Raw genomic sequence first — 13,910 nt, forward strand, 5'->3', positions numbered from 1 at the left:
GAGTTGTATAAGACTGCAGATTTCTTTGTGCCTACTCATTGTCGTGATAACCTTTCACGCTTTTCAGAATTCAGACAATAAACTGCCATGCAACAAGATCACAACAAAATTTCTTCGGCACGAATACCTGCAATTGCTTATTTTCTGTTTCTTTCCCGCTGGCTGCAGTTACCTTTGTATCTCGGGCTGGTATTGGCACAGTGTGTCTATGTGTACCATTTCTGGGTCGAACTGGTTGATTTGATTGGTTCAGTTTTTGGTAATCAGAGCGCTTTACAACATACCCTTGAGATGGTGACGGTCAAAGGTGCAGAAAGTAGTGGAAAGCTGACTGAGACCACCATCATGCTGGTAGTACTGGGTTTGATCGATGTGGTCATGATTTCGAACTTGCTCATCATGGTGATCATCGGCGGATATGAAACCTTCGTCTCACGCATGAATCTCGAAGGCCATCCCGATCAGCCGGAATGGCTGTCACATGTCAATGCCTCAGTATTGAAGGTCAAGCTGGCAACTGCCATCATCGGCATTTCATCGATCCATCTACTGAAAACATTTATCAATGCTACTGCTTACGACGAGAAAACACTGATTGCGCAAACAGTCATTCATCTGGCATTTCTGCTTTCTGCACTTGCAATTGCCTATTGTGACCGGATCATTTCGCGAACCATCCATCATGCTGATGAGCATGAATGAGCAGAAAATGTAAAAAAATGATCCTAAAGATTGATACTGCGCCCGCCATCGACGGCGATGATCTGCCCGGTAATAAATGGTGCATCTTCGATCAGGAAGCTGACCGTTCGTGCAATATCATCCGGTTCCCCCATGCGTTTGAGCAGTGTTCTGTCGATGATATGCCTGCGTGCCGTTTCATCCTGCCATTCACCCGTTTCCGGCCAGAGAATCGGCCCGGGTGAGATACCGTTGACACGGACTTCCGGAGCAAGCTCCATGGCCAGGGAACGTGTCAGAGCAGCCAGCCCGCCTTTGGCTGCATTGTAGATCACGTAGCGTTTGAGAGGCTGCTCGGTATGAATATCAATGATATTGACAATGCACCCTCGATTCTTTTTCAAATAGGGTGCGACTGCCTGCGACAGAAACAAAGGAGCCTTCAGATTGCTGCCCACCAGATCATGCCAGGCTTGTTCGGTACAGTCACCAACAGGCGTCGGAAAAAAGCTGGAGGCATTATTGACCAGTGCATCCAGCCGCCCAAACTGCCGGGCTGCCTGATCGACCAGCGCCGGGATCCCGCCAGTATCCAGTAAATCAGCCTGCAGCAGCGCGACTGAATCCGGGTGTCCCTGTTCAAGCTCCTGTTTCAGCCGTTGTGCATCAGCAGATGAATCACGATAATGAACCACGAGCCTGGCGCCTTTGCGGTGCAGCCATCGGCAAATGGCTGCCCCCACCCGCCGCGCACCGCCAGTCACCAGAATTACTTTATCTTTCACAAAGATCCTTTCTGTTTACGCTACACTTCAGTGCTGCACAATCTACCATAAACCTTTTTATTGCTGAAAACACCCGTGGCTCTACCCCTTCCTGATCCATCCGAGCAAGCTTACAGCGACACTTTGAAGACGATGCTCCATGAACGGATCGCGCATTCCGGCGGCTGGATTTCGTTTGCAGATTATATGGAAACCGTCTTGTATACACCTGAAACCGGATATTACAGCGGTGGCGCAGCCAAATTCGGAACGGCAGGTGATTTTGTCACTGCCCCGGAAATCTCGCCGTTATTTGGCCAGGCTCTGGCGCGGCAGATCGCACCTATCCTGAGTGCAGTCAACCAGGGCTCGATCCTGGAATTTGGTGCAGGTTCCGGCAAGCTGGCAGTGGATCTGCTGTGTGCACTCGAAGAATTGAACAACCTGCCGCAACATTATTATATTCTCGATCTCAGTGCAGATTTGCAGCAGAGGCAACGGGCAATGATCGAACAACATATTCCTCATCTGGCATCGCGGGTAAGCTGGTTATCAGCCCTGCCGGAGCAATTCGAGGGCTTGATACTCGCCAATGAAGTCCTCGATGCTATGCCCGTTCATCTGGTTGCCTGGCAGAATGGCAACATTGCAGAACGGGGAGTGATCTGGAAAGATCAAGGGCCGGTATGGCAGGATCAGCCTTTGGCAGCCGGCGAACTGCTCGATGTTGCCCGACAACTTCCCCCGGCTGATCAATTCTCCTACCCTCTTTATATCAGCGAAATCAGCCTCACCAACCGGCATTTCATCTGCTCGCTGGCCATGCTGCTTCAGCGGGGCGCCATTCTGCTGGTCGATTACGGCTTTGGGCAGAATGAGTACTATCATCCACAGCGCCATCAGGGAACGCTGATGTGCCACTATCGGCATCACGCCCATGATGATCCATTTTTTCTGCCGGGATTGCAGGATATCACCAGCCACGTCGATTTCAGCACTATTGCCCGGACAGCTCTGGATTCCGGGTTGCAATTGGCCGGCTATACCACGCAGGCACATTTCCTGATCAACTGCGGGATTACTGATTTACTGGCGCGCACCCCGGCAGATCAGCCGGGCAGTTATCTGCCGCTGGTCAGCCAGGTACAACGACTGGTCAGCCCTGCCGAAATGGGGGAATTGTTCAAGGTAATGGTCTTGAGCAGGGATATCGATATTGATGCTGCTTCTTGCGGCTTTACGAGAGGAGATTTGCGACGTCTGCTCTAGGAAACCTCTGATCATGCCTCACTCGCCTCGCATTCCATCCGCAAAACACAGTATACGGCCATGTGGGACTTAATCAGAGATCCCCTGGCAGGTGCCGGATACTTGCCGGCCCAGTTCATGTCGAGTTGCCTGAACGACCTGTTTCAGTGTTTTAAACGCGATCTGTGCATCCGACCCAAACCTTAATAACTCGCCTAATTTGAGTGAGCCATTCAGCAGGTAAGCCAGCAATGCAATCGGCTTGACACGCCCATCCGGGTGTAATACATCCATGAGAGCCGCTGGCGGGGAAAACTGTACCGGGTCTGAAATCACGCGAATCACAACAAACGGAACCCCTTTTTCAGAAGCAACAGCAGCAATTGCACCGCTTTCCATATCAACCGCGCAAGCGCCACTTCGAGCCGCAAGTGCATATTTTTCATCTGCGGTAGACACCAGCTCATCACTGGCAGCCACCGGACGGCGAATAATATTGAGATGAGCAGGCAGACTGCGCTCTATCCGTGTCCGCCACGCACTGTCTGTTGAATAGCTTTGCTTTGTCTGCACGGATTCCGGCGAAACCAGATCGCCCGGCTGCAGCGCATCATCCAGTGCACCGGCAATGCCAAAGCTGATCAATCCTGCTACGTTTTCCTGATCGTATAAATCGATTGCCGCACGGCGAGCAGCAACCGGACCCATGCCGCACATCCTGATGACCAGATGATCATCAATCGGTACTGCCTGGTCGAATGGCAAGTTACGTTGTGAGGTAATACAAGCAGCTTCCGATCGCATTGCTATCACAATCCCGGTACGACTCATACAACAGACCTGCTATTCATTGCACGATACCGGTTCAGCGCCCATAGCGGAAAGTATTTGGAGTAGCCGTGATATTTCAGGTAGAAAACTTTTGGAAAACCCGGAGCGGTAAACCAGGGTTCTTCCCATAATCCGGCAGCACTCTGGGTACGGATCAGATAATCGATCCCGTTTCTTACTGCTGTGCTCCCCACCTCGCCTGCCGCCATCAGCCCAAGCACTGCCCATGCGGTCTGAAAAGAAGTACTGGTTTCCAATTGTCCGGCCAGCTCGGAATCGAGATACGAATCGTTGGTTTCTCCCCATCCCCCATCGGCACGTTGCACCGACTTCAACCATTGCACTGCACGTTTTACCGCCTGATGATCATGATCCACCCGCGCTAACTTCAATGCCTCCAGCACGGACCAGGTGCCATAAACGTAGTTGGTACCCCAGCGCCCGAACCAGGCGCCGGATGGCTCCTGCTCATTGAATAAAAATGTCAATCCGCGCTTCACGGTTTCCTGGTGTCTTGCCTCACCATTCAGAGCAAGCAGACCGATACAGCGCGCCGTCACGTCGCTCGAAGGTGGATCCAGTAACGCACCATGATCTGCGAATGGAATCTCATTCAGGTAATAGTGCACATTGTCTATGTCAAATGCGGCAAAACCGCCATTACTCGATTGCATACCCGCCAGCCAGTCTGCTGCCCGGGTAATACTGGTACGATAATCCTCTGTATCCGCCTGACATAACGCCCACGCTGCAGCAGCAGTATCATCCAGATCCGGATAATGCGGATTGGCATACTGGAATGCCCAGCCCCCTCCCGGCAGATCAGGGCGGCTATTTCGCCAGTCGCCTGGCTGATCGAGTGCCTGCAGGGGCACGAGCCAGTCGAGAGCATGGCGAACCGGCCCGTTATCAGCCCGTTCATCCTCCTGCAACGCCAGCGAAGCCAGTACGGTATCCCACACGGGAGACACACAGGGTTGGCACCAGGTGATATCTTCCCCTTCATTTACCAGCAGTTCACGCAAAGCCAGACGGCATTGCTGAAGTAATGGATGATCATGGTCGTAGCCCAGCAATGTCAGTGCCTCATAGGCATTGACCATCGCCGGAAAAATCGCCCCCAGGCCATCTCTTCCATTGAGCCGTTCGATGGTCCACTGCTCGGCTTTTTTTAAGGCTCTGCGCCGAATGAACGACGGAATCAGAGGTTCCAGTTTTGAGCCCAGTCGCTCCAGATACAACAGCAAGTGATTAAGGGGGGTGCGTACCGGAAAATAGTTTTTTTCCATTTCCGGGTCGACCGTAAACAGTTCACGTACATGGATATTACGCGGATTGGCTGCTTTGGCTTTCAGTGTACACAGAATGGAAAGTGGCACCATCACCGTCCGTGACCAGTACGCCACTTTACTCAGATGAAAAGGAAACCAGCGCGGCAGCAGCATGATTTCAGCTGGAACAAACGGCACACCGCGCCATGGAATCTGGCGGTACATGGCCAGCAGCAAGCGGGTAAATACATTCGAGCGCGCAGCCCCTCCCCGCTCCAGTATGGCATTACGGGCACGGACCATGTGCGCTGCTTCCGGTGAATCCCCGGCCAGCTTCAGCGCATAGTAAACCTTGACACTGCAGCTCATGTCGAAGTCACCGCCATAGTACAGCGGCCAGCCGCCATGCCCGTCAGTTACCTGCCGATTACGCAAGAAATTGGCAATTCTGCGTTCCAGTGCGGTATCTATTTCATCCATGAAATGCATCATCAGGATATATTCAGCCGGAATCGTGCAGTCTGCTTCCAGCGAAAAACACCAGTGACCATCTTCCCGCTGTTGCGCCAGCAAAGCTGAGCGAGCGCGCGTAATGGCATCATCCAGTGCAACGGCAGAAATCCCGTTCACCCTGTCAACGACCGTAAAAGGTTCTGATATGGTCGAGTGATCTGATAATGAAGACTTTTGCAGGGAAGATCCGGAAAACGTCGGTGAAATGGACATAAAGCGTAAAATCCTTATTCGATAAATCAGCTGAAATGATTGTGCAGCTATCAACCACAGACGATAGCCCAATAATCTAAGGAATTGTATTTTTTGAGAAAACTATATGACAAAATTACAACACTCAAGGTGCCGAATCTGTTTTTTCAGGATCTGCTATTAAGCCGGAATCATCGATCAGCAAATCATCGTAATGGCTGGCAGGCAAATTGCCATCGTGAATCAGGTATTCGCGCTGTTGCATATAACCTTCACGCACGAACAGATAAGGATCCAATGCCGATTCATCACGCACTTTCATCGGTCCCGAGAGACCGGCCCTCTTGTCGACGATGCGCAGAACGGCCAGTGGAATGATCACCGGCCCGCTCAGTACATAAGCCAGGTAGTACAGTCCATCCGTAAACACACTGACTGGCAGATCCGCTACATCGCGGGAAGTACTCGGACCATAGATTGGAATGAACAGATATGATCCGCTGTTCATTCCCCATACTGCCAGCGTCTGTCCAAAATCCTCATTATGCTCCGGAAATCCCATGTGCCCGGCCATATCGGCAAGCCCTCCGACACCGATCGTGGTATTGATCACAAAACGCATCGTGTCCGAAAATCCCTGATGTATTTTTCCCTGCAGGAAACTGTTCAGCACCACACTGGGATAAGACAGATTGCGGTAAAAATTACTGACAGGACGCTGTATCGCTTCCGGAACATACTTCAAGTACACATCAGCAATCGGTTCGAGCAACCTGCGATCGATTGCATCGGTAAAACGGTAAGATTTACGGTTAAACGTTTCATACGGATCATACACTCCCTCCTGATGTCCTTCTCTGGGGATCGAGCCACAGCTCGTGCAGATCAACACCAGACACAGGAGAAGGTTACGCAAGTAACAGAACCCTGCAGATGCAGGCTGACCGCTGCCACTGACTAGATCGGTGCTATTTCTTTTCTGTAGATCCAAAATGTTTCCTGAATGAATGAACAGGCAGATTGATATGCCCCGTCTCGACCAGCCAGATAATTTCATCGATCAGCGCCTGCCGAATCGGGGTTTGCCTGAAGCCGAGTTCACGCACGGCCTTGTCACTGTCAAAATCATTCCCTCGCCCGGCCAGACGCACCCCCGTCAGTGGTGCCATGGGAGCTTTGTGTGTCACATGATCAGCCACGAACTCCTGCAATATCCCCACCACCAGAGCCAACCAGTACGGAATCTTATGTTCAGGCATCACCACACCGGTGATTTCCTTAAGCATGAGTAGCAACCGGCTCAACATTATGTTCTCATGACCAAGCAGGTAGCGTTCTCCGGAACGTCCTCGCTGAGCAGCCAGGATATGCCCTTCTGCCACGTCCCGGACGTCGACCAGATTCAAACGACAATCGAGATAAGCAGGAATTTTGCGGTTCAGGAAATCCACGATCATACGCGTAGGCGGAGTAATATGCCGATCTCCCGGACCCACCGGCAACGTTGGTGAGACAACGACGACTGACAAACCATTTCTGGAAGCTTCCAGTGCAGCCTGTTCCGCCATCAGCTTGGCCTGGCAATACGGCCCCAAAGTTTTCCTTTTGCGGGATGAAGATGACAGTGTGCGATCTGATTGGTCCGGATCACCCCGCCCGGTCAGTATGGCTTCTGTCGAGGTATGCACTACTACCTCGACATCCGCATACATCGCCTCACGCAACACGGTACGAGTACTTTCGTAATTGATCTGCCGGAATATCCGTTTATCGGGTGCCCATAAGTCAGTATGGGCGGCCAGATGATAAACCCTGCGGACACCTTTCACTGCCCGGTGTACCACTGCTTCATCCGCAACCGAACCACGAATGACCTCGGCTCCATCCAGAACGGGTACATCATCCAGTTCGAGCACTCTTACCCGCTCCCCCTGCTCCAGCAGCAACCGCACGAGATGGGTACCGATAAATCCACCACCACCGGTCACCAGGGAGCAACCCCGGCTGGCCGGCATGGATTCAGCCAAAAAAACTCCTGAAAAGATCTCTACTCGTCATTACCTGGACAATCATTCAAATACGATCAGATACGCCGTTCACCGTGTACCACTTCAACCAGTTTAAGCGCCTGCAGCTCCATTTCCAGCACCAGCTCATCGACTTTGGCACGGAAATACCGGTAAAAAACAATGCTGGGAATAGCTACCAGAATGCCAAACGCGGCATTATACAGAGCAACTGAAATTCCATGAGCAAGTTGTATCGGGTTACCGCCGGTCGGCGTGCCCGATCCAAAAATTTCGATCATGCCGATCAGGGTGCCGAACAACCCCATCAGCGGACTGAGCGAGGCAATCGTCCCTAACGTGGTAAGGTAGCGCTCCAGCTCATGTGCTGCCACTCGCCCGGCTTCCTCGATCGATTCTTTCATGGCCTCACGCGGACTGTCGATATTTTTCAGCCCTGCCACCAGAACCTGTCCGAGTGGAGAGTGTTCCTGTAAACGCGTCAGCGTATCGGTATGTACGCCAGAGCGGCGATATTCCTGAAGCACCCTTGGCAACAGGTCCCGCGGAGAAACTTTTGATCGACGCAGACTCCACAAACGTTCACCGATAATGCCCACTGCCAGGACAGAAGCCAGTATGATCGGCCATATTGGCCACCCTGCCGCCTGAATGATTGAAAACACGAACTGATCCCCTTGATTGTAATGAAGTCACGATATTATATTCTGCAACACCCGCCTGCTTTGCTCAACAAGCATCACAAAAGGTTATACACAATTCCTGTGGATAACTATGTGAATAAATCCTGAATAAGGCTGATAAGTATCATTGCATACATGAAGTTTTTTGAACTGCCTAATTTTTAGGCCAAATAAAATTAATGAGAACAATGACTTATTTTAAACTATTGTTATCATACAGACTTTTTTATGCATACCAGAATAATCAGATGTCATTGTGGATGATTATGGAATGATATGACCGATCACAATCTCTTGCCCGAGCCGAAAAAAATCCTGTGGCGTGTCAGTGAATTAAACCGTAATGCTCGTGTAATACTTGAACAGACTTTTCCACTGTTATGGGTAAGCGGGGAAATTTCCAACCTGAAACGCTATCCATCCGGGCACTGGTATTTTTCACTCAAGGATGACAGTGCACAGGTGCGCTGCGTCATGTTCCGCCATAAAAATCTGTATCTGGACTGGATACCGCAGGAGGGTATGCAGGTTGAAGCCCAGGCACTGGTTACACTGTATGAAGCGCGTGGAGAATTTCAACTGACTGTCGAGCAGTTGCGCCGTGCCGGGTTGGGGGCACTGTTCGAGGCATTCGAGCGACTCAAAGCCAGACTACAGCAGGAAGGACTATTCAGCCCCGAGTACAAGCAACCGTTACCCCGTTTCCCGCGACAAATCGGAATCATCACCTCTCCCAACACCGCAGCATTACGGGATGTACTGACGACCTTGCAACTGCGTTTACCTTCCATTCCCGTCGTGATCTATCCTGCACCAGTGCAGGGTGAAGGATCAGCTGCTGCAATTACCACCGCACTGCACACTGCTGCAGTACGGGGCGAATGCGATGTCCTGATCCTGTGTCGGGGAGGCGGGTCGATCGAAGATTTATGGGCATTTAATGAAGAAATCGTGGCACGGGCCATTGCTGCCTGCCCGATTCCAATCGTAACCGGTATCGGCCATGAAACCGACTTCACCATTGCCGATTTTGTGGCCGATGCTCGTGCACCAACTCCTACTGGTGCTGCTCAACTGGCTTCACCTGACAGACAGGCAATTCTGCATCGCCTGCAGTACTGGCTGCATCGCCTGCAACAGACGATGGAACGCCATATCGAACGCCGCATGCAAGCCACTGATCTGCTTGCCCATCGGCTGATTCATCCCGGTGAACGAATCCGTCATCAGCAGATGCATTTGTTGCAATTACGTGGCCGTCTGCAAAATGCCTGGAACCGGCAGGTTGAAATCCGCACATGGCGAATCGAAGAAACCGGACGACGCATACACTCTGCAAAGCCCGATATCCAGGCCGGCATCAGGCATCAGCAGGAACTGGCCGCACGACTGCAGCGCGCAATGGCACACCGGCTGGAAAATCTGCAATTCAAGCTGCGCCAGCAACAGCAGCACCTGATCCACCTCGACCCGAAAGCGGTACTGGCACGCGGTTACAGTATCGCCTATACTGCCCGGGGTGATATTCTGCATGACAGCCGGCAAACCCGGGCGGGTGACAATGTGCGACTGGTTTTTGCCAGCGGCTGGGCCAAAGCGGATATCACTGAAACAGGCGAATGAATCCGAGCTGCCCGTTTTCCTTCAGGAACCCCTGAAAAACGTCGGCGAGGCAGTCAGATCAGGGCAAAAATCGGCAAAAAAGCAGAGTTTATACGTAATAAATGAGTATTTTGAGCCGATTTTTAACGTAGAAATGGCAACACAGGTAGTTTTTCAGAGATTCCTTCATTCTTTTCACCCCTCACTTTAACCGGGAGTTCAACCGACGATGTCCAGAATCTTTCTTGCGCTGGGCGCAGTAAATGCATTTTTATGTGTCATGCTGGGTGCCTTGGGGTCACATGGCCTGAAATCCATATTGGCCCCCGACATCCTCACCACCTTCCAGATCGGTGTGCAATATCACTTCTACCACGCCATCGGGCTGATACTGGTCGGACTGGCGATGGATCGGCTTCCACAGGCACGTGCATTGAAGTTTTCCGGGATACTGATGATGACCGGTATCGTGCTGTTCTCCGGCACGCTGTATGTCGTCAGCCTGACCGGATGGCGCGGGCTGGGAATGGTGGCCCCATTGGGAGGGACATCCTACATGGCAGGCTGGCTCCTGTTTGCCTGGGCCACCTGGAAAAACAAATCCGCATGAAATTCGTATTCCGGATTTCTTTGTGATCTCTCCACATGAAATGACAGAGCGTTTCTTCGCTCCCTGCCCGCGCGGGCTGGAAACCGTCCTGGCAGCGGAGCTTGAACGTCTGGATGCAACATCCATCCAGGCTTCACCCGGCGGTGTGGGTTTCCACGGAAACTGGCAGACCTGTTACCGTGCCAACCTCGAAAGTCGCATCGCCAGCCGTATTCTGTGGCAAATCGCCAAAGATCAGTACCGCAGTGAAGCCGATATCTACGACCTTACCCATTCTCTGCCCTGGCAAGACTGGTTCGAACCGCGGTTATCGATAAAAGTAAACCTGGCTGCAATCAAGTGTCCACTGCGCAGTCTCGATTTTGTGACACTCCGCATCAAGGATGCTGTATGCGACAAATTCCGGGCAATTCACGGTAAGCGGCCTGATATCGACACTGTTGCACCGGATATGCGCATCCACGGTTTTCTTAATGCGCAGGAATTCACGCTTTACCTCGATACTTCCGGTGAAGCGCTGTTCAAACGCGGCCTGCGCCAGACTCAGGGCGAAGCGCCTCTGCGCGAGAACCTGGCTGCCGGCATCCTGGCATTGACCGGCTGGCAGCCCGGTACGCCCCTGCTCGACCCGATGTGCGGCAGCGGCACACTGCTGCTGGAAGCCGCCCAGATCGCCTGCCGGATTGCGCCCGGCTCCGGACGGCAATTTGCATTCGAGCAGTTGAAACTGTTCGATGCCCGTTCCTGGAAAAAACTCAAACAGACAGCAACGGAACGTCAGCATGAGCGTACATTTCAATCCATTTATGGCAGTGATCTGTATGGCAGCGCACTGGCCCATACCCGCAACAATCTTGCCGCAGCGGGACTGGCCGAATGCGTCACGCTGAAACAGGCGAATGTCCTGGAAATTTCCGCTCCGGCTGAAACCGGTATACTGGTCAGTAATCCGCCGTATGGTGTACGCATCGGAGATCATCAGATGCTTGCTGAATTTTATCCTCGATTGGGAGATGTTCTGAAACAGCGGTTCAGCGGCTGGCGCGCTTTTCTGCTGACTGCCGATCCGCTGCTGGCAAAATCCATCCGGCTCACGCCTTCACGTCGAACTCCACTGTTCAACGGCGCGCTGGAATGCCGTCTGCTTGAATACCGACTGGTTGCCGGTAGTATGCGCAGAGAAAAACAACCGTCAAGCGAATCAAGCACAAACCAGCCCATAACATAAGGAACCATGAGAATAATCTTTCTGCTGATTGCCCTTATCTGTGCCGGACTGGTGAGCTACGCACTTTATCTGCAACTGGCTGATGGATTGCTGCCCTGCCCGCTGTGCATCTTCCAGCGTATGGCCTACTGGCTGGTTGGCATTACCGCATTATTCGCGTTCATCCATCATCCACAACGATTGGGAAGACGCATCTATTGCGGACTGATCATCCTGTTTTCACTGGCAGGTGCGATCGTTGCCGGCCGGCAAGCCTGGCTGGTACGTTTTCCTGAAGCATTCGAATGCGGCATCAGCCCGGAAGAAGCTTTTCTGAATGAACTGCCTCTCGCCCGATGGTGGCCGGATATGTTTGAAGCCAACGGCGACTGCACCGATGGCACCTGGCAGTTTCTGTCATTGACGATTCCCGACTGGTCACTGCTGATATTTCTGGCATTCAGCCTGATAGCCGGATTACTCTGGCGAAGTCGGTCAATCAGCTCCTCAAATCTCAAATAAGCACCTGTCCTGGCTTGGAGAAACGAAATGATTCCAGTCGATGGCAATTTCATACTCGCAGTTGCTCCACAGTTCTCTGGTGACAAGAAAGCTGCCCAGGAACAGATCATTGGAGCAATTTCAGCCATTTTTTCTGCAACGCTCGATGGTTATGCAATCAATACCAGATTGCGGATCGCTCATTTCATGGGGCAGGTTACTCATGAATGTGCCGGTTTCAGAACCACGGAAGAATTTGCCTCCGGGGCAGCATACGAAGGCCGCCAGGATCTGGGCAATACTCAAGCGGGAGATGGCAAGCGTTATAAGGGACGCGGACTGATTCAGCTGACCGGTCGTGCAAACTATCGGGATATCGGCCAGATACTTGGTCTGCCTCTGGAAGACAACCCTGCGATGGCAGCAGAACCGGTCACTGCGCTGAAAATAGCATGTGAATACTGGAAAAAGCGAAATATCAATTCGGCAGCAGATCGCGATGACCTGATCAGCGCCACCAGACTCGTTAATGGCGGCCTGAATGGGCTCGAAGATCGCCGTGGTTATCTGATCAAGGCCAAGTCCGAATTAGCAAGAATCGAAGGGCTCGTCATATCGGCAGACGAAGGTGGCAACACCATGATTCTGCATCGCGGATCATTCGGAGCTGGCGTGGCCGAGCTGCAGGAATTACTGATCAACAAGGGATTTTCACTTTCCATTGACAGCAGCTTCGGTGCAGCAACCGAACTTGCCGTCATGACATTCCAGAAAGCCAACAGCCTCGAGGCAAATGGTATCGTCGAGAGAAATACATGGACCAGGTTGCGAGCCTGACCAGGACGAAAATAACGATACGTTCTCACCAATGATGAGTAACACTGGTTTCCATTGAAACAGATCCGGAATACTGCAAGTTTTACAGAAACCCTAAATGAATAGCTGCACGGCATCACAGGTACGAATCATTTAATCAGCACGGAGAAATCATTTCATGACACGTAAACTCATCAGCTCGGGCTCAACCTTTGAAAAAGAAATTGGTTATTCGCGTGCAGTCGTCGTAGATAACTGGGTACTGGTATCCGGCACGACAGGTTTCGATTACAGCAAAATGTCCATTTCCGATGACTTGCTGGAACAGGCGGAGCAATGCTTCAGGAATATCGAAGCAGCACTCGATCAGGCAGGGTCGAACATGAAAGAAGTAGTGCGAGTCACTTATGTATTCCCCCAGGCAGAAGATTTTGAGAAATGCTGGCCGGTGATGCGCAAATACCTGGGTGATGTCAGACCATCTGCCATGATGCTGACTGCCGGTTTATCCGATCCGCGCATGAAAATTGAAATTCAGGTAACGGCTTATCGCGGTGCCGGAGTCTGATTGGATTCGATTTCCCGGAATCCCGTTTATCTGATGGATTGCTTCATCCTTACCGGGTTTGCAAAGGCGGTATTACCCTCATCTGTAGTAGTTGAGATCTGATCTGACAGTTACCCGATTTGACGAGTGCCTGTTAGATCAGATTCAGTTATTCAATTCGGTAATTTTATCGTCCCATATCTCCTTTGCGTCAATTAAAGTTTGCATCGGGGTGCGTCCACAGCACATTTTTCCCTGGTGAGTCCGCACACTGTTGTAGTACGCCATCCAATCATCCAGATCGTGTTGTAACTCTTCAATGGACTGGTAAATCTTGCGCCGGAATGTCACCTGGTAGAACTCCTGCAAGATGGTTTTGTGAAAGCGTTCGCAAATACCGTTGGTCTGCGGATGATT

Annotated in this window: 15 protein-coding genes; 8 read left to right on the forward strand and 7 right to left on the reverse strand. The window is 51.7% G+C overall.

The window, feature by feature from the left end; genetic code table 11:
- The first annotated feature begins 87 nt into the window (after window positions 1–87).
- Entirely contained in the window at window positions 88–702 is a 615-nt protein-coding gene (locus B5D58_RS07500) for a TIGR00645 family protein (RefSeq protein WP_011111755.1), read from the forward strand.
- A 23-nt stretch (window positions 703–725) separates the two neighbouring features.
- Here B5D58_RS07500 and B5D58_RS07505 read toward each other — a convergent pair whose 3' ends face one another.
- Window positions 726–1,466: a pteridine reductase gene (locus B5D58_RS07505; protein ID WP_011111756.1), complete on the reverse strand. Its 741-nt coding sequence runs from the start codon at window positions 1,464–1,466 to the stop codon at window positions 726–728.
- Window positions 1,467–1,541: 75 nt separating this feature from the next.
- On the opposite strand from B5D58_RS07505, the gene B5D58_RS07510 reads away from it, so the two are divergent.
- Entirely contained in the window at window positions 1,542–2,714 is a 1,173-nt protein-coding gene (locus tag B5D58_RS07510) for a class I SAM-dependent methyltransferase (RefSeq protein WP_011111757.1), read from the forward strand.
- A gap of 69 nt (window positions 2,715–2,783) precedes the next feature.
- Here the strand turns inward: B5D58_RS07510 and B5D58_RS07515 are convergent, their stop codons facing one another.
- From B5D58_RS07515 to B5D58_RS07535, 5 genes are all read right to left on the reverse strand, one after another.
- Window positions 2,784–3,524, reverse strand: a complete 741-nt coding sequence (locus tag B5D58_RS07515; RefSeq protein WP_011111758.1) for a phosphorylase family protein — start codon at window positions 3,522–3,524, stop codon at window positions 2,784–2,786.
- The gene (gene shc / locus B5D58_RS07520) at window positions 3,521–5,521 is read right to left on the reverse strand and encodes a squalene--hopene cyclase (RefSeq protein WP_011111759.1); all 2,001 of its coding nucleotides are present in this window, start codon (window positions 5,519–5,521) and stop codon (window positions 3,521–3,523) included. The genes B5D58_RS07515 and shc overlap by 4 nt, the downstream gene beginning before the upstream one ends.
- Before the next feature lie 124 nt (window positions 5,522–5,645).
- Window positions 5,646–6,416 carry an MlaA family lipoprotein gene (locus B5D58_RS07525; protein WP_011111760.1) on the reverse strand — a complete coding sequence of 257 codons (771 nt, stop codon included), beginning with the start codon at window positions 6,414–6,416 and terminating at the stop codon, window positions 5,646–5,648.
- 52 nt (window positions 6,417–6,468) lie between these two features.
- A complete protein-coding gene (hpnA, locus tag B5D58_RS07530) occupies window positions 6,469–7,527 on the reverse strand; it encodes a hopanoid-associated sugar epimerase (RefSeq protein ID WP_050731251.1) in 1,059 nt (352 codons plus the stop codon).
- A 56-nt stretch (window positions 7,528–7,583) separates the two neighbouring features.
- The gene (locus B5D58_RS07535; protein WP_011111762.1) at window positions 7,584–8,192 is read right to left on the reverse strand and encodes a MotA/TolQ/ExbB proton channel family protein; all 609 of its coding nucleotides are present in this window, start codon (window positions 8,190–8,192) and stop codon (window positions 7,584–7,586) included.
- Between the two features lie 294 nt (window positions 8,193–8,486).
- On the opposite strand from B5D58_RS07535, the gene xseA reads away from it, so the two are divergent.
- The 6 genes from xseA (at window position 8,487) to B5D58_RS07565 (ending at window position 13,514) form a co-directional block, all read left to right on the forward strand.
- Window positions 8,487–9,833 carry an exodeoxyribonuclease VII large subunit gene (xseA, locus tag B5D58_RS07540; RefSeq protein WP_011111763.1) on the forward strand — a complete coding sequence of 449 codons (1,347 nt, stop codon included), beginning with the start codon at window positions 8,487–8,489 and terminating at the stop codon, window positions 9,831–9,833.
- Window positions 9,834–10,041: 208 nt separating this feature from the next.
- The gene (locus tag B5D58_RS07545) at window positions 10,042–10,422 is read left to right on the forward strand and encodes a DUF423 domain-containing protein (protein ID WP_011111764.1); all 381 of its coding nucleotides are present in this window, start codon (window positions 10,042–10,044) and stop codon (window positions 10,420–10,422) included.
- A gap of 40 nt (window positions 10,423–10,462) precedes the next feature.
- Window positions 10,463–11,650, forward strand: a complete 1,188-nt coding sequence (locus B5D58_RS07550) for a THUMP domain-containing class I SAM-dependent RNA methyltransferase (protein WP_011111765.1) — start codon at window positions 10,463–10,465, stop codon at window positions 11,648–11,650.
- A 6-nt stretch (window positions 11,651–11,656) separates the two neighbouring features.
- Window positions 11,657–12,151, forward strand: a complete 495-nt coding sequence (locus B5D58_RS07555; protein ID WP_011111766.1) for a disulfide bond formation protein B — start codon at window positions 11,657–11,659, stop codon at window positions 12,149–12,151.
- Between the two features lie 27 nt (window positions 12,152–12,178).
- The gene (locus B5D58_RS07560; protein WP_011111767.1) at window positions 12,179–12,967 is read left to right on the forward strand and encodes a peptidoglycan-binding protein; all 789 of its coding nucleotides are present in this window, start codon (window positions 12,179–12,181) and stop codon (window positions 12,965–12,967) included.
- Window positions 12,968–13,124: 157 nt separating this feature from the next.
- A complete protein-coding gene (locus B5D58_RS07565) occupies window positions 13,125–13,514 on the forward strand; it encodes a RidA family protein (RefSeq protein ID WP_041356684.1) in 390 nt (129 codons plus the stop codon).
- A gap of 144 nt (window positions 13,515–13,658) precedes the next feature.
- On the opposite strand, the gene B5D58_RS07570 is transcribed toward B5D58_RS07565, so the two are convergent.
- Window positions 13,659–13,910: integrase core domain-containing protein (locus B5D58_RS07570; RefSeq protein WP_143779557.1), on the reverse strand; the 252-nt coding region annotated here is incomplete at its 5' end.

The organism is Nitrosomonas europaea, from assembly GCF_900167395.1.
Taxonomy (GTDB): Bacteria; Pseudomonadota; Gammaproteobacteria; order Burkholderiales; family Nitrosomonadaceae; genus Nitrosomonas; species Nitrosomonas europaea.

Excerpts from the sequence above, each read along its gene's own strand:
- B5D58_RS07500 (WP_011111755.1), top strand. The coding sequence starts at position 88 with ATGCAACAAGATCACAACAAAATTTCTTCGGCACGAATACCTGCAATT.
- shc (WP_011111759.1), bottom strand. The coding sequence starts at position 5,521 with ATGTCCATTTCACCGACGTTTTCCGGATCTTCCCTGCAAAAGTCTTCA.
- xseA (WP_011111763.1), top strand. The coding sequence starts at position 8,487 with ATGACCGATCACAATCTCTTGCCCGAGCCGAAAAAAATCCTGTGGCGT.
- B5D58_RS07560 (WP_011111767.1), top strand. The coding sequence starts at position 12,179 with ATGATTCCAGTCGATGGCAATTTCATACTCGCAGTTGCTCCACAGTTC.
- B5D58_RS07550 (WP_011111765.1), top strand. The coding sequence starts at position 10,463 with ATGACAGAGCGTTTCTTCGCTCCCTGCCCGCGCGGGCTGGAAACCGTC.
- B5D58_RS07515 (WP_011111758.1), bottom strand. The coding sequence starts at position 3,524 with ATGAGTCGTACCGGGATTGTGATAGCAATGCGATCGGAAGCTGCTTGT.
- B5D58_RS07545 (WP_011111764.1), top strand. The coding sequence starts at position 10,042 with ATGTCCAGAATCTTTCTTGCGCTGGGCGCAGTAAATGCATTTTTATGT.
- B5D58_RS07555 (WP_011111766.1), top strand. The coding sequence starts at position 11,657 with ATGAGAATAATCTTTCTGCTGATTGCCCTTATCTGTGCCGGACTGGTG.
- B5D58_RS07565 (WP_041356684.1), top strand. The coding sequence starts at position 13,125 with ATGACACGTAAACTCATCAGCTCGGGCTCAACCTTTGAAAAAGAAATT.